The sequence below is a fragment of the Sulfurimonas sp. genome (assembly GCF_026988655.1).
GTDB lineage: Bacteria > Campylobacterota > Campylobacteria > Campylobacterales > Sulfurimonadaceae > Sulfurimonas.
The window spans coordinates 1-19,003 of sequence record NZ_JALSKT010000044.1 but is presented as its reverse complement, the minus strand read 5'-3'; the positions used below and the strand labels follow the sequence as shown (position 1 = coordinate 19,003).

Here is a 19,003-nt window from a genome sequence, read left to right as displayed (position 1 = left end):
AGGGTCTAGTTTATATGAAATTATTAGCTAGATTCCCAGTCAAGCTGAGAATGACTTGAGTTGTGATTTAGCGACTAAAAGTAAAATCATTTACTTTTAGTCGGTATTATTACGACATGAGAAAATATAAAAAATATCTTTTAATAATTTTATTATTTACCTTTACTTTCTTTACCTTTCATGATTATGTAATTGAAGAGTTTGACACAGATACACAGTATGAACTGTGCTTTTCACAAAATAAAAATATTGCAATTGACACACAAACCCAAATTCATCAATATATACACAACATTATACTCGATGTTCTTACACCTGACACTAAAATATACACTCAAAGCATTACTGCGTTTGAGCCTTCGTATACAAGTCAATTTATGCACGAAAGAATAGAACCCGTTTTATACACCCCACCCATCTCTTAACTTTTAAACTCACCCACTTTTAAATACTATAATAAACAAAAGGTTTACTAATGAAATACCTATCTACGTTTTTAGTGTTGATATTTTCATCTTCACTTCAAGCACATGAGGCTAATTTAGCCACATATTTATCTAATGTTACAAATACAGATATTCTAAAAAGTCGTTTACATCTTGTGAATGCACAAACATTAGCACAAGAGAATAAAATTCTATCTAATGGTTTCTCACTTGGTGCGCAAGTAGCTTATGCCGAGTCAAAAAACACAAGTGAAGATGCACTTGAGTATCAAGTAAGCTTACAAAAATCTTTTTTACTAGGATCAAGTGATGCATATAAAAATACACTGCATCTCTCTTCAAGTATCCAAAAGAAACTCCAAACTGCACAAATACAAAACTATATCTATCAAAGTTATATTGATACCTGTTTTATAAAAGAGCAAGTGTCTATACTCGAAGACGAAAAACTGAGAAATACAAAGATGACAGCACTTATTCAAGTTGGTGTTGATGGTGGAGAGTTTGATTTGAGTTCTCTTTATCGAAGCCAAATGAGTGTTGACAATCTTTCTTTAAAAATACTTAGTCTTAAAAATAACTATAAACAAAGCCTACAAAGGCTTAATCTATTTAGCACTAAAGCTACAGCCATAGAACCACAATGCTCTGATTTACCTGCAGATATTACCCCTTTTGCAGATGAGAGTTTCACAAAATCTCCTTATTCTCAAGCATTTCATCTGCAGGCAAAAAAACAAACTGCCTTAAAAAAATATCGAGATAGCCTTGTTGATAAAATCACGGTCGGTCTCTCTTACGATGATGAAATGGATGTCACACGTTCATCAGCTTATCTACAAGTACCTTTAACATGGGGAGATAAGAGAACAAACACTTTAGAGGTTGCAAAACAACAAGAACTCGCTGCATTTTCACAACAAAACTATTTGCAACAAGAGCTTGAAAACACATTAGCATCCTATAGGTTAGAACAACAAAACAATGCACAAAAGCTAGCCTACATAAACGACAAGCTTATTCTAAAAGCTTATAAAACAGCCCAACTGATGAAGGAGCGTTTTCAAGCTGGTGAGGCAAACTATTTAGAATATATCAACAGCCAACAAACACTTTTTGACTTCATCTTACAAACTATACATATCAGAAGAGATGCGCTGCAAGCCCAAGCCAAACTCTATACCAAACTAGGGATTTCTCCATTAAAGGAACAAAAATGATAAAAAATATACTTACACTTAGTTGTCTTATCTCCACACTGCTCACAGCACAGATAATCGACCCAGGAACATTAGAAGTAAAAACAGCGAAACCACAGATAAGCCAAACCATCCCTCTAGGTGTTTACCTTGGAACCTATGAGTATCCTCTGCATAATAAATATACTATTAGTGCCAATACAGATGGCTTTATAACAAGCATAAACATAAAGCCTTATGCTACAGTTACAAAAGGAGACAAGCTTTTTTCACTTAAAAGCCCAAAACTATTGGATTTGCAGTCAAAATATATCGCAACCATTTTAGAAAAAGAGTATTATGACAAAGAAGTAACAAGACTTATCCCTCTTGTAAAAAAGGGAGCAGTTGCTAATAAAAAACTGATAGAGAGTCAAAATAATTTAGAAAAGCTGACAGCTTCTGTAGCCTTTAAAGAAGATGTTTTGCTCGCTTATGGAATGAGTAAACAACAGCTCAAATATATCAACTCAAAACATAAGCCTGATCCTACTTTAAATATTTACGCACCGGCATCAGGCAGCATAGCTTCATTAAATGTGCAAAGCGGTAGTTTTGTCACACAAGGAGCCGTACTCTCTTTACTAGTCAACACTAGTGAATGCCATTTCGAAATTAGTATGAACTGGAAAGAAGCAGACTCTTTACATATCTCTCAAAAACTTTTCACAGATACAGAAGAGTTTGAAGTTTTTGCTTTCGCGCCAAATATCGATACACTTTCACAAACAAGAAGTATCGACTTACATCAAGAAGGCAACTGTAATGCACGAGGTGGTGTCAGTCGTAACCTTGCATTTTACCGTAAACATCAAGCCTATAGAGTCCCAGATTCAGCACTTATAAACTATAAAGGCTCTTATACAGTTTTTGTTAAAAGAGACAATGGTTTTGAACCAATACCCGTAAAACTTTTAGGTTCTAGTGAAGGCTTTAGCTATATTGATGCTCCTCTAAACGCAGTAGATGTTCTTGCTATCTCTTCAGTTCTTACACTCAAAACTATTGCCCAAGAAAAGGATGAATAATGGATAAATTAATCCGCTTTGCCATTTCGCAAAGAATCTTTGTTCTATTGTCAGCCTTAGCAATCGCTGTTTATGGGGTGCTTTCATATGGAAATCTTGTTATAGATGCCTTTCCCGATGTTTCATCAACACAAGTCAAAATCATCATAAAAGCACCAGGTATGACTCCCTCAGAAGTTGAACAACAAATTACTATACCTATAGAACTACAGATGCAAGGCATACCACACCAAACAATGGCACGCTCCATCTCTAAATATGCTTTAGCCGATATTACTATAGATTTTCAAGAAGGTACTGATCTTTACTGGGCGAGAGACAGAGTCTACCAGCGCTTTAGTTCTATAAAAAAGGATCTTCCTTCTTCCATAAGTGGAGGTATCGCTCCCATTACAACTCCATTGGGTGAAATTCTTATGTTTACCATAGAGTCACAAACGCTTTCACTAAAAGAAAAACGTACGCTACTTGACTGGGTTATTCGTCCACAATTACGTTCTATTAAAGGTGTGGCAGATGTTAATGTACTCGGAGGAAAGGTCAAAAGTTATATCATAAAACCAAACTTCAACCTCCTTTCTTCTTATGGTATTTCAGTAAATAAGCTCAAAGAAATTATCCAAAAAAACAATGCAAACTACGGAGCAGGACGACAAGAAAAAGGTGATGAAGCTTTAATTGTACGTGTTGCAGGAAAATTAACAAGTATTAAATCAATTAAAGAGCTTGTTGTAGCACAACGTCAGGGCAGTACTATCTATGTTGGCGATGTTGCAGATGTACGTATAGGCTCTATGACACGTTATGGCTATGTAACCAAAGATGGTAAAGGAGAAGCAGTTGAAGGGCTTGTGCTTGGTCTTAAAGGTGCAGATGCTTCAAGAACAGTCAGTGATGTTAAAAATCTACTCAAAAAAATTGAAAAACAACTTCCAGATGGAACAAAAATCAATATCTTTTATGATAGAAGTGACTTAGTTTCCAAAGCGCTCAATACTGTACAAAAAGCTCTTTTAGAGGCGGTTGTGCTTATTATCATCATATTACTTTTTATGCTTGGCGATTTTCTCTCTGCTATTACTGTTGCACTTATTTTACCAATGGCAATTTTAACAGCCTTTATCCTCATGCGATACTTTAACATTAGTGCCAATCTTATGAGTCTTGGAGGTATTGCAATTGCGATAGGAATCATCGTTGACTCGGCCGTCGTTATGGTTGAAAATATTGTTGCAAAACTGACACATCCAGAATTTAAACACGAAGCACGAAGTCGTTTAATCTATCTAGCTGCCAAAGAAGTCAGTCTTCCTATTGTTTCAGGTGTTGTTATTATCATTACAATTTTTTCACCTCTTTTAATGCTTCAAGGCTTAGAAGGAAAACTTTTTGCTCCTGTTGCTCTGAGTATAGTTTTTACACTTGCAGCTTCCATAGTTTTTGCACTTTTCTTCATTCCTGTTGTTGCAGATATGCTTATTAAAAATCCTTCTCACGAACCTACTTGGTTAATGAAAAAACTTGAAAATATTTATGTACCTTTACTCAAAAAATCTTTTCAATATGAAAAATTCATTTATCTCTTTTTAGCTCTTCTTGTCCCTTTGAGTATCTACATGTTTGCAAGTATAGGAAAGACTTTTATGCCAACAATGGATGAAGGAAATATTGTCATAGGTATAGAATCCAATCCATCCATCAACATCCCAGCAGGTATTGCACTTAACTCACAGATACAAAAACAGCTAATGCAAAAAGTACCTGAAATAGCCTCCATCATTGCACGAAGTGGTTCTGATGAAATTGGACTTGATCCAATGGGTCTCAATGATACTGACACATTTTTAGTCTTTAAACCAAAATCACAATGGCGTAAGCAAGATAAAGAGTGGCTAATAGAAGAGATACGATCTGTTATAGAAAATATAAAAGGGATAGAGTTTGGTTTCACTCAGCCTATTGAAATGCGAACATCAGAAATGCTTACTGGCTCACGAGGGGATGTAGTTGTAAAGCTCTTTGGAGACAAGCTAAACGAACTTAATGACTTAGGCATAAAAATCTCACATCTTATACAAAATACAAAAGGCAGTGAAGATGTGTATATGCGTCAAAATGATGGAGTGAGCTATAAAGAAGTTGTATTTGATAAAAAACAACTGACAAAGTATGGTTTAAATCTTGATAATGCTTCACAAATCTTACAAATAGCTATCATGGGTGTCCATAGTGGAAAAATTTATGAGGGAATGAAACAGTTTGATATTATTTTACGTTCAAACTATTCTGTGAACAATGTCAAACTAAAAAATATCTACTTTACAACACCAAGAGGTGAACGTATCACCCTAGACAACATTGCACACATAAAACGTACTGAGGGAAGTGTAGAGATTAAACACGAAGGTGCTCAGCGTTTTGTATCAATCCAAACAAATGTAAGAGGGAGAGATTTAACAACTTTTGTTGCTGAGATTCAACAAGAGATACAAAACAAGATAAAACTTCCAACAGGATACCATCTTGAGTATGGAGGTTCGTTTAAAAATCAACAACGCACAATGAAGCAACTAAGTCTTATTGTACCCATTGCACTTGTTGTCATTTTTATGATTTTATTTTTTACTTTTAAATCTTTTAAGCAAGCTGTAGCGGTTTATGCCATGATTCCGCTCGCACTTACAGGCGGGATTATAGGTCTATCATTAAGTAAATATTATCTCTCTGTTCCCGCTTCTGTTGGTTTTATCGCTTTACTTGGGATAGCTGTATTAAATAGTGTTGTGATGATAAGCTATTTTAATGAACTCTATCAAAAAATGTCGTTAGAGGAGAGTGTTTTTGAAGGTGCTAAACGCAGACTTCGCCCTGTGTTGATGACTGCATTGATTGCTGCGTTTGCAATGGTGCCGATGCTCTTTGCCACTGGACCAGGTTCAGAAATTCAAAAACCACTAGCAACTGTTGTTATCACAGGGCTCATAAGCTCAACAATTTTAACCTTGCTTATTTTACCAGTCTTATACAGGCGTATATATTTGAAAAAACAATAAATTAAGCACTAGAGTAATAGTTTCATTTATGAAACTTTTACGCTAGATAAATTTTCCCATTTTTAACATTAATCTTACCTGCAAGTTCATACTCAAAAACTTTTGAAGCAAATTTTGCTAAAGCTTCTTCGTAACTAGGTCCACTTTGACAATAAAGTAAAAATTCATCTTCAATGATTGGTCTTGACTCTTTCACTGCAAACTGCGATACAAAAGCATCCAGATCGTAAATCGCTTCAGCTTTTTTGTTGGCTAGTAGTTTATTTGTAGCTGTGCTTTCTCCTATTCTATGTGGTAGCACAAAAATCTTCTTTCCCATTTTCAGTGCATACTCTACACTTCGCATCGTTCCTGAGTTTTCATCTGCATAACTTACAACAAGCACTTCACCAAGGGCTACAACCACTTCATTTCTTAGTGGAAAATTATACCTTTGAGAAGGAGTACCTTCTTTAAACTGACTCAACACAAGTCCCTCTTTTTCTATCCCTGCAATGATATTTTTATTGATAGAGGGGTAACGTTTATCTAAGCCTGTAGCCGCAACCATAATTGTATTTGCAGATCCTGCAGCTTTATGCGCAATGGCATCTACACCAAGTGCACCACCGCTTACTACACAGATGCCTGCGTTTGAGAGTTTTGTAGCTAATTGATGGGTCAACTCTCTAGCGTATTGGTTTGGCTTACGACTTCCTACTATAGAAATTTTTACTTTTTCGAGAAGTCCTAGATTACCTTTATAATAAAGCGCAGATGGATATTTTTTCATCGCATCTAGTGCTTGTATATGCATTCCAACATTTTGTATCAGCAAGCTAATAAACCTCGTTTACCTGAACTAAATCCACATCTTTAAAAAGAGCTTTAGACTCAGCTAGTGCTGCGAGTGTATTTTTGTGAGGATGACATATTGCTATTGCATGGCCATTTCTTTTGGCTACTGCTATAGCTTTTTTTATCTGTTTCTTCACATAGGATTTATCCATTTTATGATCCAAAAAAACATCCCGAGCGACATATTTGAGTCCGAAGTTTTCTAAAACCCTTGGAGCCATTGTTTTTGCAGTAGTTCTGCTGTCTATAAAACGAATGTTACTTTCATTTAATGCAAATATCAACCTATTCATAGCAACTTCATTGGATGTAAATTTACTTCCCGTATGGTTATTTATATAATGTGCCCGAGGAAATTCTTTTTTGATTTGTCTGATTTTTTGAAGTATTTTCGTTTGTGAATCATGTACAAGTAAAGTATCTGGTTCTGCAGCACTAAAATGCATCGCTTCCATTGGTAAATGTACCATATAGAACTTCTCTTTAGCAGCTAATTTCGCGGAATATGGTCTTGCTTTTCGTGGCGGCAAAAACGACATAGTAAGTGTTAAATGTAGCTTTTTGATAGCATCTATCTGCGACTTGGTCTGAACATCATCAATGATAATTGCAAGTTTTGGTTTATGATGATAAACAACTACTTTTTTATGTTTTACAGGAATAGGATTAGCAAGTTTTTCACTATCTATTTCATGCGCTGCTGATTCATAATCCTTTTGCTCATTTTTTAGTACCTCTTGCAACCTTTTTACAACAGGTTTTTCTTTTTTCGTAAGCTTCTCATCAGAAGTTTTTAGCAATGTTTTACTATGTTTTAAAGCTTGTTCTTGTGTTAGCCCTTTTGGCTTTACTTCAGAAATACCCACATAATAGCCTATCAACAAAGATATAAGAATAAGAGCAAGAATTGCTAAAAACCAAGCTATATATACTAATATATTTGAATGAGTTTTTTTAATTACTTTTTTTGTTTTCGTATTTTTTGTACTTTTTTTTCTTGGCATTTCACATCTTATTTTCAAATTTTGTGTAACTATAGCCTAAAAAAATAAAAATCTTAATTTTAATGTCAATTTGTCATAACAATTTTTTTCATAAGCGCATCAAACTTAGGCAGTAACTCCTCAAGCTCCCCAATATCAAAAGCGTCTATACTCTCTTGAAGTTTTATAGCATACTCTTGTACTGCTTTTATCTCATATTCTATAGCTAATTGATATAGTTTGTCACTAAAATATTTTGTATCAGAAAAATTATGTGTTTGTATTGCCTTATAATAAAGAGGTTGTAGATCTTTTTCTAGAATTTTTCTTATCTCTTCTCTATGCTCTTTTGCTTTTTGACCTAGGACAAACACCTCTTTGTCTTCCACATCAGCAACCCGCTCTTCACTAAATGCTAAAAATTTACTCAACTCTAAAAAAAGATCATATTTCAAGATAGGTTTTCGTAAAAATCCATCAAAATGTGTCTCTTTCAGTCCTGTATCATCTTTCAGTTGTGAAGCTGTAAGCGCGATAACAGGGCAATTTGATATTTCTTTTATGAGGCTTGTTGCTTCATAACCATCCATCTCTGGCATTTTTATATCCATCAAAACTAAATCAGGTTGCTCTTTTTTGCAAAGTTCTATCGCTTCTAAACCATTTTTCGCTACTATAACTTCAAGCTCAGTCTCTTGAAAAATCTTCACTATCAAATCACGATTGTTTTCAATATCATCAACGACTAATATTTTTGCTCTTTTAAAGACAATATTTTTTAAACTTTTAATGCGGACATCCTCTGCTGTATCATTGTCTGCAATGGCTGCAATGTTTACATTATATATATGTACTGTAAATATAGTTCCTTTTTTGTATGTACTTTCTACAGAGATATCTCCACCCATCATTTCACATAAGCGTTTCGAAATACTCAGTCCTAAACCAGTACCTCCAAACTTACGACTATCTTGCCCATCCATCTGTTCAAACTCATTAAAAATTTTTAGTAATTGCTCTTGGGGTATACCTATACCACTATCTTCTACAGATATCTCCAAATGTAATTTTGATAGATGCTGATCAATGTCAAAGGCTTTTACATTGAGTTTAACAAAACCTTTTTGTGTAAATTTTATTGCATTTCCTATGAGATTGAGTAAAATCTGGCGTATACGTACTTCATCAACTAAAAGACTTTTAGGAATGTTGGAGTTTACATGTACTATAAAGTCCAATTGCTTCTTTGCAACCTCAACTGCAAAGATAGAGCCTACTTCATCAGCTAATTGAAAAAGATTTGTTGGTTTTGGCTCTATGGAGAGTTTACCTGCTTCTATCTTAGAGAGATCAAGGATGTCATTTATTAGTGTCAAAAGCGTATGACTTGCATTTTTAACGGTTTTTATATAGCTTTTTAGTTTTGGATCTTCTATCTTTTCACTCAGTATCTCTGAAAAACCAATAATGGCATTGAGTGGTGTTCTGATTTCATGACTCATATTTGAGAGAAACTCAGACTTAGCCTTTGTTGCAGCTTCTGCTTTGTTTTTTTCTATTTGTAATCTTCGCTGCGTTTGAAGTAGATCTTTTTGTGCTTTTTCTCTTTTTTTAATCTCAAATGCCAACTTCCTGTTCCAGTAAACAAAAATCGCAATGATAAGCAAAACAGCAGCTAAAAGTTTCCATAAAAGTGCATAGTCAAATCCATGGTCATACTCTACTGATATCCAGTGTGATTCTATTTTTTGTTTTTCTTCTTCTTTGATTGAATTTACAACTTTTTGAAAAATAGAAGCTAATGCTTGTAAATCTTTTTTTATGCCTACACTCAATGCAAGTTTCTCTGGTAATTGACCTGATATTTTAAGTTGATTTGGAAAATTTGTCTGCACTTGGTAACCAATACCAATAAGCGTTCCAATAAAGCCAAACAACTCTCCCTTACGCACTTTTTCTAAGCCCTCATTTATATTATTTACTTCAACAATTTGCACCTTTGGATACTTTTGCTTATATAGTTTTGTAAAAGCATAATCCTTTACCATAGCTACTTTCTTGCCTTCAAGTTGTTGCATACTACTGATGTAAGTGACCTCAGGTCTTGTAGCAATAACTAAGGAGGTACGAAGATAGGGTGTTGTAAATTTTAGGTATTTTTCTCTTTGTGGTGTTTTTGCAACCAAAGAAAGCAGCTCACATTTTGCATTTTGCACAAAGGAGAGTGACTCACTCCATGATCTAGTCTGAATAACTTCGATAAGAAGAGGAATCTTTTTTTGAAATACCTTAAAATACTCGGCACTGATACCGACATAATTTCCATCTTTATCAAAAGATTCAAAGGGCATCCAGTTTGGATCTATGCAGAGCGTGATTTTTTTATGTTCATGCAACCATCTGTTTTCTTCTTTAGAAAACTCTAAACTAGTAGAATATTTTCTATCTATCTTAGATGCTGCAAACCATTTGTTTGTAATCTTTTGACGCTCTTTATAGCTGATATCTTGCAATGTTTTTTCCATGATTGAAAATAAAAGAGGCTTGTTCTTGTCAATGGCTATAGATACTTTGGTATCCATCCCTGGTACATTGTTCACTATTTTTAAGTTTGAGAGATAATCTTCTTTCATGATGTAAGAAGCCACTGCAATATTGCCTATGTAAGCATCCACTTTTGAAAAAGAGAGTGCTTTGAGTGACTCGCGATTTGAAGATGTCAAATAGAGTTTTATCTCTGGGTGATTTTTTTGCAACCATTCATGTAAATAAGAGCCTTTATTTACAGCAACTCTTTTGTTCTTTAAATCATTTATATTTTTTATATCCTGACGTGCCACTTGTGTCACAATCACTAGAGGCATTTTTACATATGGTGTGGTGAAATTTAAAAACTTCTCTCTTTTTGGCGTCTTCGCTGCACAACTCAATCCGTCAAATTTATGCGCTTTCATATCTTTCATAACATCCGACCAAACTTGTGATGTTATAGTAAAATCTAAACCACTTTTTTGACTGATAAGTGCTAAAAAATCAGCAGCAATACCGATATGTTTTCCCTCTTTATCTACAAATTCATAAGGAGGCCAGCTGTAATCTGCTCCAAAATGAACACGAGGATGCTCTTTTATCCACTGTTTCTCCTCGGGAGAAAATTCAAGCCCAAAAAGAGCCGAAGTATATAAAAGTAAGAGAAAAACAATCCTAATCTTGTGCAATTGCAATAAATTCATCAAGATGCTCTTTAAAAATAGCGACCAATTCTGGATCGAAGTGCGAGCCACTGTTTTCTTGGATAAATGAGACCGCGTCTTCTATCTTCCAAGCATCTTTATAAACCCTCTTATGTGTTAAAGCGTCAAACACATCTGCTATGGCAACAATGCGTGCATAGATATGTATCTCACTCCCTTTAAGTCCACGAGGATACCCCTCTCCACTCCATTTTTCATGATGCTCATAGGCAATAATATCTGCAGCCTTCATTAATTTTCTTTTTGAAATTTTTAGATATTTATGTGCAATAGACGTGTGTGTTTTCATAACCTCAAACTCATCTTTTGTGAGTGAGCCTTTTTTATGTAAAATGTGTTCAGGAACACCCATCTTTCCAATGTCATGCATAGGACTTGCATGATAAATAACATCAGCATCAGATTCTGAAACAGCAGGATGATAATGTGCTAAGAGTCTGCTGTACTCCGCTACACGTTTTATATGTCTTCCCGTCTCATCTGAAACAGACTCAACAAGCTCTGTCAATATAAAAATCATCTCTTTTTGATTCTCTTCAAGTTCGGTATATATACGCTTTTTTTCTTCTTTTAGTTTTGTTTGTAGATTGAGGTTATTACTTTGGAGTAATTTTTTAGCTTTATAAAGCTCTAGATGTGTTTTAGTTCGAGCGAGGAGTTCATCAGCATGAAAAGGCTTGGTGATATAATCTACTCCACCTACTGCAAAAGCTTTTGTCATAGAATCTATGTCAGACTTCGCGGTCAAAAATATAACTGGTATATCTAAAAGTCGTGGGTCATTTTTCATACGGTGGCACACTTCATAGCCATCTATTCCCGGCATCATAATATCAAGTAACACTAAATCAAAATTGTTTACATCCAGAAGTTTTAATGCTTCTTCACCATTTTTAGCATATGAAAAGTCATATCTCTCTTCTTTGAGGATATTCATAGCTACCTGAATATTTTCTATCACATCATCTATGATTAAAACTTTGGAAGTCATACTATTACCTATATCATTTAAAGTAAATAGATTTAAACAAAAAAGATATAAAGAAGAACTTAAAAAAAGAAACAATTAAACTATTTGCTGTTTTTAAGCAAAATTTTTGTATAATCCCGCGTTCCTTTCTCTTTGTAATATCAATCATGACATTATATTTAGATCCGAAAGGGAAACAAAAGCCTAAAATAGGCATACCAAGAGGAGATCATATTATATGAGACACTACGAAAACCTAGTAATCGTAAAACCTACATTAACAGCAGAAGAAATTCAAGCAAACGTTAAAGCTATCGAAGAAGTTATTACTTCAAACGGTGGTGAAATCGCTGCAACAAGTGCAATGGGCATGAGAAAATTAGCATACCCAATTGAAAAAAATGAACGTGGTTATTACCATGTAATCTACTACTCAATAGCTCCATCTTCAATCGCAGAAATCGAAAGAAGATTCCGTATTAACGAGGAACTTTTAAGATTTGTTACTATCAAGTATGACACAAACCGTGAGATTAAAGCATGGAATAGTCTTGTTGAAAAAGCGAACAAAGCAGCGGCAACTCAAGCAGAAACTCCTGCAGCTGAAGAAGCTCCTGTAGCTGAAGAAGCAGCAGTAGAAACGCCAGCGACTGAAGAAGCTCCAGCAACTGAAGCGGCAGCTGAGTAATAGCATAACGCTATAAATTGAAGGAAAACTTATGTTCAATAAAATAATTTTAGTTGGTAACTTAACACGTGATATCGAGCTTAGATACTCTCAAAGTGGAATGGGAATTGCAAAAACTGCGATTGCTACAAGCCGTAAATTCACTAGTAATGGTGAGAAAAAAGAGGAAGTATGTTTTGTAGATATTACATTCTTTGGAAGAAGTGCTGAAGTTGCCAACCAATACCTTCGTAAGGGGAGTAAAATCCTTGTTGAGGGAAGATTAAACTTTGAACAATGGGTAGACCAAAACGGACAAAAACGCTCTAAACACTCTGTTATTGTAGAGACAATGCAAATGCTTGACTCAAAAGGCGATAATCAAGGCGGTGGCTATAATGCACCTGCACAAAATGGTGGATATAATGCGCCAGCGCAGGGTGAGCCTCAAGGCTATCAACAACCTGCACAGCAGCAACAAAGTTATCAACAACCGCAGCAGCAACAAGCACAGCCAAGTTATCAACAACCTAGTTACAATAATAATCAAGCTTCAGCACAAAGTCGTGAAATGCCTAGCAGTGCGGCTATACCTGAGATTGATATAGATGAAGATGAAATTCCGTTTTAGACAAAAATAGATACATAAAAGGTAATAACATGTCAGAAAAAAGAAAATACAAAAAAAGATATTGTAAATACTGTGAGTCAAAAGTTGACTTCATGGATTACAAAGAAGTAGCAAGTTTACGTTTTTCATTATCAGAAAGATATAAAATTATGCCACGTCGTTTAACTGGTAACTGTAAACGTCACCAAGATATGATTACAGTAGTAATCAAACGTGCTCGTGCAGCAGCTTTAGTTCCATACACTGTAACTCGTAAGCAAGTTGTAACTGCACCATTTGAAAACCTAAGATAGGTTTTCAACTTTCCCCTTTTTATGGGGATATTCAACAATTTTCCCACTCTTTTTATACAAATCAAACTTAGGAATATTTATTGCTAGACTATCAGTAAAAAAGCAACCCTAATGAAAATAAAACTATTTCTATCCCTTATACTTATAACTACTCTAAACGCAGTAGCATCTGATTTTTCTCTTATCATTCACAAACCTTTTGATGGGGCACTTTTTGATATTACCCAAGATTACGATAGAACTATCTCTGCCGTTGGTTTTACGAAAAACTATAACCAAAAGACGAGGCAGCAAGAAGCATATACAAATGCTTTTGATTATCTCTCTAGCGTTTCTCATAAATACGGCAAGCAAATGCAACTAGTAAAAGTGGATAAAGGTGCAAATATTGTTCTCTCAAAAACAGCTTCTTTAGCTGCGTTTAATGAAGCTGTTTCTGTCATAAAAACACCAAACAATGGCTACATCATTGGTGGGTACACCATGGATGGTTCCCTTTTACTGATGAAACTTGATTCACAAGCAAATGTACTCTTTTCCAAGCAGTTTGGAACAAAAAACTTTGATAAGATGAACTCACTTGTACCCCTTCGAGATGGAGGAGTTTTAGCTGTTGGTTCATCATTTACCTCACGTTCAAGCTATGATGATGCTTTCGTATCAGGTCTAGGAAATGATGACATTTACCTTACTAGATTTTCTAAAAATGGTCAAAAACTCTGGAGTAAAAAATATGGTACAGAGTATGATGACCATGGCATAAACGCAGTAGAAGCACCTGATGGCTCACTGCTCATCCTCGCAGCCACATTGTATGATAAACATAAAGATGTAACGCTCATGCGACTCAGTGAAAATGGCAATAAAATTTGGCTCAAACATTTTAAAAGCACAAAACTCACTGAACCTAAAAAAATCATCTTCCTCAAAGACAATAACTTTTTAGTTTCATTAGCCCAGTACAATGAAGCAGGCAAAGCACATATTAGACTCATTAAATTTGATTTATACAAAAATATATTAGCAGATAAAGAGATCAAAACCACTTACGCAAGCGTGCTGAATGACATACAAGAGTTCTCTAATGGAAAAATCATCGGTGTAGGGTATGTAAAAGACACCTTTAACACCGACGGTTTAGCTATGATATTTGATACGCATCTCACACTTCTAAAGCAAGAACATTATGGGGGAAAAAATTATGATACATTTAATGCAGTAAAAATTTTACATAACTCTCAAATAGCTGTAGCAGGTGTCCATACAGATAAAAATTCTCAAGAAGAAAACATGTGGATTGTTAAGCTAAACAGTGATGCAACAATGGCACAAACAGCTGTAAATGCAAATGACTTTTATACACAACTTTGTGATCTGTTTGCGTATAAGATAAAAAATAAGCAACTACAAATCACAAAAGATTTACGCATCAATATCATCGACCCTAGGCTTTATTTTCAAGTAGGTCAGTATAAATTAACTCCAAAGCAAGAGGCTTTCATCAAGAAATTTGCTAAAAAACTTGTTGCATTTCTACACAAGCATCAAGACCAAGTAAAAACACTAGAAATCAATGGACATACTTCAAGTGAATGGAAAAATGCAAACTTTGAAAAACGTTATCTTAACAATGCAGACCTTTCAGCAAAACGATCGCTTGAAACACTCAAAGCACTTTTTAAAGCACAAAATACTCAAGAACAAAAGTGGCTCACAGAAATTCTTAAAGAGAGTGGATTAAGCTATAAAGATAAAGTTATGCTCAATGCAAAAGAGGAAAAAAAGAAGTCAAGAAGAGTGACTTTTAAAATTATTTTAAAGTAAATACAACCTGTGGGGCTACCCACAAGTTGGTGTTTCACCATCAGAAGCATATTTCCAAACGAAATCATAAAGATTTTTTATATCTTTATCCCTCATTTTCTTAATCTTCTTTGCACCATGAGGACAGATATTTGTCCATTCTTGCTGTAACTTTCCAGACTCTTTTAAAGACTCCCAACCCTTACGGTTATGCTTGATTGCAAATACTGCTCCATTTTTAAGACCGTCTTTTTTACAGATTTTTAATTTTTTAAGATAAAACCTTTGTCCGTATGCTGGGTTTGCCATAGCGCTCGTTGTAAATACTGAACCCGCAATAACTGTCGCTAATAAAAATGAAGTAAGCTTTTTCATCGTCAATCCTTTTAAATCTGTAATAATAATGCGATATCTTACTCACATCTTTATAAATTATAGATTAATCTTATATAAGTAAGAGACCATAAATAATTTCCCAGTCAATGAAATTATTTATGGTCTCTTACTTATTAGTCTACTAAAGAGTTACTTTGACGAAAAGCAAGTCTTGTTTTATCTTGAATGAGTTTTTTATAGAGTTTAAATTTTGCTTTTTCTAACTCTTCATTTGTATATTCAAACTCACTCTTCATTTTTGCATCACTCACACCGGCTGTGTCCATTGCAAATAATTTCAGTTCTTTTTTTGTTAATTTTGCTTTTAAAATTCCATATAATTCTTTGTCATCTTCAATTAGATTAATAATCTCTATCTTACAAAATTCTGCTAGTTTTTCTCGAAAATTATTCTCATCGTGGTATTGTCTCCACACTGTATTTTTTAACATCTGTATATTCCTTATTTTATAATTGATCTAAAATTAAAGAGAGGTCTTTTTCACCTATGATGATATTTGCCTCTTTTTGTAGTATCTCTCTTGCACAAAATGCAACTCTAGTACCTGCATGAGCAAACATTGACAAGTCATTTGCCCCATCACCACAAACCAAAGTCTCTTCCGCGCTGACACCTAAAATATTTTGTAGTCTTACAAGCATATCGCCTTTTGAAAAGTTAAACATCATATCACCACCCACAAGTCCTGTGAGTTTTCCATCTTTAACATGTAAAGCATTTGAAAAGTCCGCATCGTAACCTAAGATATCTTTAGCATATGAAGTTGCAGTCCTAAAGCCTCCGCTAAAACAGACCACTTTAAGTCCTCTTTTTTTAAGCTCTGCTATGGTCTCAATTGCACCTGGCATATAAGGTAAATTGTGTGAAATTTTTTCAACAATTTCATAATCAAGCCCCTTTAAAAGCCCTACTCGTTCTTGTAAAGATTCAAAAAAATCAAGTCTTCCGCTCATTGCTTCTTCGGTTATACGCGCGACTTCCTCACCTATTCCAAGTTCTTGTGCAAAAAAGTCTATCGTTTCACCATCCATCAATGTAGAATCAAAATCAAATACTGCAAGTTTTAGCATAAATTTTCTCTCTTTTGTATATAATGTCGCAATTATAGCGAATTAGGATTTTTTTTGTTTACTACACTCATTAATAAGTTAAAAAACGATACATATATCACACTAGAAACAACTCCGGGACACTCAGCAAAGTTCTCTCCCACCATAGATAAAATAGAAGAGCTTGAACTGCATAATCTTGTAGATGGTTTTTCCACAACAGATAATCCACTAGCAAAACTAAAGTTCAATGCCCTTTTTGCGGCAAAACTACTCCAAGATAGATTCCACAAGCCTGTTATTGCAACCATGAGTATGCGTGATAGAAACAAAATCGCTCTGCAATCCGACCTTTTGGGTGCAAACGAATTTGATATAAGAGCCATATTAGCACTCACGGGTGACCCAGCAACTATCTCAGACCAGCCAAATGCAAAAGGTGTCTTTGAGTCAGACAGTTCACTCTTGCTTGACATCATAGCTGCGTTTAATGCAGGTATGGACTACTCTTCAAAACCTTTAGCTATTAGACCTGAGCAAATTCACCCTTTTGCAGTTCTGAACTCTTACGCAAAAAATCCAAAAACACTTCAAAAGAAGATTCAAAAAAAGATAAAACATGGAGCAGTGGGTATCATTACACAGCCTGTCTATGATGTAGAAAATGCAAAACTACTTTTAGAACTTCGAGATAATGCCAACAAAGAGTGTTGTCCAGAAAACAAAAGAGCAGAGTTGATTTTAGGTATTTTTCCTATTACAAAACTACGTACTGCACAGTTTTTAGCTTCGCATGTTCCTGGTATCAATGTACCAGATTGTTGGATTGAAAAACTCAGAAAAGCAAATAGAATCAATGCAGAAGAAGAGTACAAAGTCGGGTTTGAACTTAGTAAAAATCTTTTTGATGAGATTAAAGCACTGCATCCAAAGATTCATCTTATGACTGCAAACCAATTTCAAATAGCAAAAGATATATTAGTATAAACGAAGGAAAAAAATGATTGATTTAAAACTACTCCAAAAAGATTTTGAAGGCATTAGTAAAAAGCTCGAACGCAAGGGCGTTGATGCAAAACTGTTAGAAAAGGTAAAAATAAAATTTGAAGAACTCAAAGTGGCTAAAGCTGCGTTTGAAACACTTCAAGCTGCTCAAAATGCCATGAGTAAAGAGTTTGGTGTTTATAAACGTGAAGGCAAAGACATCAGTAAGCTCAAAGCAAAAGTTGATGAAAATAAAATCCGTATAGCTGATGCACTTGAGATACAAAGACTCCGCCAAGAAGAGCTAGAAACTCTAGCTATGGCTATACCAAATATCCCAGATGACAATGTCCCTGATGGCGAAGATGAAAATGACAACGTAGAATTAAAAAAGGTTTTAACACCAAAAGAGTTTAGTTTTACTCCTAAAGAGCATTGGGAGCTTGCAGAGTTAAACGGCTGGATAGACTTTGAGCGTGGTGTCAAACTTGCAACTTCAAGATTTTCAGTAAGCTTTGGAATGGGAGCTAGACTTGAGCGCGCACTCATAAACTTTATGCTTGATTTTAACCGCCAAAGAGGATTTGAAGAAGTAAGCGTACCAGCACTGGTAAATCGTAAAGCCTTAGAAGGTACTGGTCAACTCCCAAAATTTGAAGAAGATCTTTACAAGATGCAAGATCAAGAGCTTTTTCTCATTCCTACTGCTGAAGTTCCAGTAACTAACCTGTATCAAGATGAAATTCTTACAGCAGAAGCACTTCCAAAAAAAATGACAGCTTATACTTCATGCTTTAGAAAAGAAGCCGGTGCAGCAGGACGTGATACAAGAGGAATGATACGCCAACACCAGTTCCACAAAGTAGAACTTGTCGCTATTGCAAATCCTCAAGAGAGTGAAAAAATCTTTGATGAAATGGTACAAACTGCTTCAGACATTTTAACAGCACTTGAGTTACCCCACCGTATCGTCAATCTCTGCACAGGAGACCTAGGCTTTAGTGCAGCACATACAACAGATATAGAAGTCTGGCTCCCAGGTCAAGACAAATACCGAGAAATCTCTTCAATCTCCAACACAAGAGATTTTCAAGCAAGACGTGCAAAAATCCGTTTTAAAAATAGTAAAAAAAATGAGTTCGTACACACACTAAACGGTAGTTCCCTCGCAGTTGGACGTACACTTGTAGCTATCATGGAGAACTTTCAAAATGAAGATGGAAGTATAGATATTCCTGAGGCTTTGAAACCTTACTTGGGGATGTAAATTTTAAGAATAGTGCATAAAAAATTTAGACTTAATGAAAAAATATGGGGTCTAAAAAGTGCTTGAAACTACGGTATAGTAATGGCTAAAAAGGTTTTATTTA

General features: G+C 34.9%; 17 protein-coding genes. 10 read left to right on the top strand and 7 right to left on the bottom strand.

Annotated elements, in window-relative coordinates; translation table 11 throughout:
- The first annotated feature begins 116 nt into the window (after nucleotides 1-116).
- From MV052_RS04295 to MV052_RS04280, 4 genes are read left to right on the top strand one after another with little or no spacing between them, the layout of a single operon-like run.
- Complete coding sequence (locus MV052_RS04295) at nucleotides 117-425, top strand: hypothetical protein (RefSeq protein WP_297441298.1); 309 nt, start codon at nucleotides 117-119, stop codon at nucleotides 423-425.
- A gap of 50 nt (nucleotides 426-475) precedes the next feature.
- Nucleotides 476-1,666: a TolC family protein gene (locus tag MV052_RS04290; protein WP_297441296.1), complete on the top strand. Its 1,191-nt coding sequence runs from the start codon at nucleotides 476-478 to the stop codon at nucleotides 1,664-1,666.
- A complete protein-coding gene (locus tag MV052_RS04285) occupies nucleotides 1,663-2,712 on the top strand; it encodes an efflux RND transporter periplasmic adaptor subunit (RefSeq protein ID WP_297441294.1) in 1,050 nt (349 codons plus the stop codon). Before MV052_RS04290 ends, MV052_RS04285 begins: the two co-directional genes overlap by 4 nt.
- Nucleotides 2,712-5,765: a CusA/CzcA family heavy metal efflux RND transporter gene (locus MV052_RS04280; protein WP_297441292.1), complete on the top strand. Its 3,054-nt coding sequence runs from the start codon at nucleotides 2,712-2,714 to the stop codon at nucleotides 5,763-5,765. Before MV052_RS04285 ends, MV052_RS04280 begins: the two co-directional genes overlap by 1 nt.
- A gap of 37 nt (nucleotides 5,766-5,802) precedes the next feature.
- On the opposite strand, the gene MV052_RS04275 is transcribed toward MV052_RS04280, so the two are convergent.
- From MV052_RS04275 to MV052_RS04260, 4 genes are all read right to left on the bottom strand, one after another.
- Complete coding sequence (locus MV052_RS04275) at nucleotides 5,803-6,579, bottom strand: DNA-processing protein DprA (protein WP_297441324.1); 777 nt, start codon at nucleotides 6,577-6,579, stop codon at nucleotides 5,803-5,805.
- A gap of 4 nt (nucleotides 6,580-6,583) precedes the next feature.
- Nucleotides 6,584-7,606, bottom strand: a complete 1,023-nt coding sequence (locus MV052_RS04270) for a divergent polysaccharide deacetylase family protein (RefSeq protein ID WP_297441290.1) — start codon at nucleotides 7,604-7,606, stop codon at nucleotides 6,584-6,586.
- Nucleotides 7,607-7,671: 65 nt separating this feature from the next.
- Nucleotides 7,672-10,818 (bottom strand): transporter substrate-binding domain-containing protein, encoded by a 3,147-nt coding sequence (locus tag MV052_RS04265; RefSeq protein WP_297441288.1) that lies wholly within the window; start codon nucleotides 10,816-10,818, stop codon nucleotides 7,672-7,674.
- On the bottom strand, nucleotides 10,790-11,830 hold the full coding sequence (locus tag MV052_RS04260) for an HD domain-containing phosphohydrolase (RefSeq protein WP_297441286.1): 1,041 nt from the start codon (nucleotides 11,828-11,830) through the stop codon (nucleotides 10,790-10,792). The genes MV052_RS04265 and MV052_RS04260 overlap by 29 nt, the downstream gene beginning before the upstream one ends.
- A 217-nt stretch (nucleotides 11,831-12,047) precedes the next feature.
- Here MV052_RS04260 and rpsF point away from each other — a divergent pair, with 217 nt between their 5' ends.
- The 4 genes from rpsF (at nucleotide 12,048) to MV052_RS04240 (ending at nucleotide 15,224) form a co-directional block, all read left to right on the top strand.
- On the top strand, nucleotides 12,048-12,497 hold the full coding sequence (gene rpsF, locus MV052_RS04255; RefSeq protein ID WP_297441284.1) for a 30S ribosomal protein S6: 450 nt from the start codon (nucleotides 12,048-12,050) through the stop codon (nucleotides 12,495-12,497).
- A 31-nt stretch (nucleotides 12,498-12,528) separates the two neighbouring features.
- Nucleotides 12,529-13,107 carry a single-stranded DNA-binding protein gene (locus MV052_RS04250; protein ID WP_297441282.1) on the top strand — a complete coding sequence of 193 codons (579 nt, stop codon included), beginning with the start codon at nucleotides 12,529-12,531 and terminating at the stop codon, nucleotides 13,105-13,107.
- Between the two features lie 29 nt (nucleotides 13,108-13,136).
- Nucleotides 13,137-13,400, top strand: a complete 264-nt coding sequence (gene rpsR / locus MV052_RS04245; RefSeq protein ID WP_297441280.1) for a 30S ribosomal protein S18 — start codon at nucleotides 13,137-13,139, stop codon at nucleotides 13,398-13,400.
- Between the two features lie 111 nt (nucleotides 13,401-13,511).
- Nucleotides 13,512-15,224 (top strand): OmpA family protein, encoded by a 1,713-nt coding sequence (locus MV052_RS04240; protein WP_297441279.1) that lies wholly within the window; start codon nucleotides 13,512-13,514, stop codon nucleotides 15,222-15,224.
- Between the two features lie 15 nt (nucleotides 15,225-15,239).
- On the opposite strand, the gene MV052_RS04235 is transcribed toward MV052_RS04240, so the two are convergent.
- The 3 genes from MV052_RS04235 to serB all read right to left on the bottom strand — a co-directional run bounded on the left by MV052_RS04235 (nucleotide 15,240) and on the right by serB (nucleotide 16,703).
- Nucleotides 15,240-15,578, bottom strand: coding sequence for a cytochrome C (locus MV052_RS04235; protein WP_297441277.1), 339 nt, complete (start codon nucleotides 15,576-15,578; stop codon nucleotides 15,240-15,242).
- Nucleotides 15,579-15,712: 134 nt separating this feature from the next.
- On the bottom strand, nucleotides 15,713-16,030 hold the full coding sequence (locus MV052_RS04230) for a hypothetical protein (protein ID WP_297441275.1): 318 nt from the start codon (nucleotides 16,028-16,030) through the stop codon (nucleotides 15,713-15,715).
- Between the two features lie 16 nt (nucleotides 16,031-16,046).
- A complete protein-coding gene (serB, locus tag MV052_RS04225) occupies nucleotides 16,047-16,703 on the bottom strand; it encodes a phosphoserine phosphatase SerB (RefSeq protein ID WP_297441322.1) in 657 nt (218 codons plus the stop codon).
- A 21-nt stretch (nucleotides 16,704-16,724) separates the two neighbouring features.
- Here serB and MV052_RS04220 point away from each other — a divergent pair, with 21 nt between their 5' ends.
- Together MV052_RS04220 and serS are read left to right on the top strand one after the other, a co-directional pair.
- Nucleotides 16,725-17,636: a methylenetetrahydrofolate reductase gene (locus MV052_RS04220; protein WP_297441274.1), complete on the top strand. Its 912-nt coding sequence runs from the start codon at nucleotides 16,725-16,727 to the stop codon at nucleotides 17,634-17,636.
- A 13-nt stretch (nucleotides 17,637-17,649) separates the two neighbouring features.
- Nucleotides 17,650-18,900 (top strand): serine--tRNA ligase, encoded by a 1,251-nt coding sequence (gene serS, locus MV052_RS04215; RefSeq protein WP_297441272.1) that lies wholly within the window; start codon nucleotides 17,650-17,652, stop codon nucleotides 18,898-18,900.
- Nucleotides 18,901-19,003: the final 103 nt, after the last annotated feature.

Bases quoted from the DNA above. Each gene is read 5' to 3' on its own strand.
- MV052_RS04295 (WP_297441298.1), top strand. From the start codon at position 117: ATGAGAAAATATAAAAAATATCTTTTAATAATTTTATTATTTACCTTT.
- MV052_RS04290 (WP_297441296.1), top strand. From the start codon at position 476: ATGAAATACCTATCTACGTTTTTAGTGTTGATATTTTCATCTTCACTT.
- MV052_RS04285 (WP_297441294.1), top strand. From the start codon at position 1,663: ATGATAAAAAATATACTTACACTTAGTTGTCTTATCTCCACACTGCTC.
- MV052_RS04280 (WP_297441292.1), top strand. From the start codon at position 2,712: ATGGATAAATTAATCCGCTTTGCCATTTCGCAAAGAATCTTTGTTCTA.
- MV052_RS04270 (WP_297441290.1), bottom strand. From the start codon at position 7,606: ATGCCAAGAAAAAAAAGTACAAAAAATACGAAAACAAAAAAAGTAATT.
- MV052_RS04265 (WP_297441288.1), bottom strand. From the start codon at position 10,818: ATGAATTTATTGCAATTGCACAAGATTAGGATTGTTTTTCTCTTACTT.
- MV052_RS04260 (WP_297441286.1), bottom strand. From the start codon at position 11,830: ATGACTTCCAAAGTTTTAATCATAGATGATGTGATAGAAAATATTCAG.
- rpsF (WP_297441284.1), top strand. From the start codon at position 12,048: ATGAGACACTACGAAAACCTAGTAATCGTAAAACCTACATTAACAGCA.
- MV052_RS04250 (WP_297441282.1), top strand. From the start codon at position 12,529: ATGTTCAATAAAATAATTTTAGTTGGTAACTTAACACGTGATATCGAG.
- rpsR (WP_297441280.1), top strand. From the start codon at position 13,137: ATGTCAGAAAAAAGAAAATACAAAAAAAGATATTGTAAATACTGTGAG.
- MV052_RS04240 (WP_297441279.1), top strand. From the start codon at position 13,512: ATGAAAATAAAACTATTTCTATCCCTTATACTTATAACTACTCTAAAC.
- MV052_RS04235 (WP_297441277.1), bottom strand. From the start codon at position 15,578: ATGAAAAAGCTTACTTCATTTTTATTAGCGACAGTTATTGCGGGTTCA.
- MV052_RS04230 (WP_297441275.1), bottom strand. From the start codon at position 16,030: ATGTTAAAAAATACAGTGTGGAGACAATACCACGATGAGAATAATTTT.
- serS (WP_297441272.1), top strand. From the start codon at position 17,650: ATGATTGATTTAAAACTACTCCAAAAAGATTTTGAAGGCATTAGTAAA.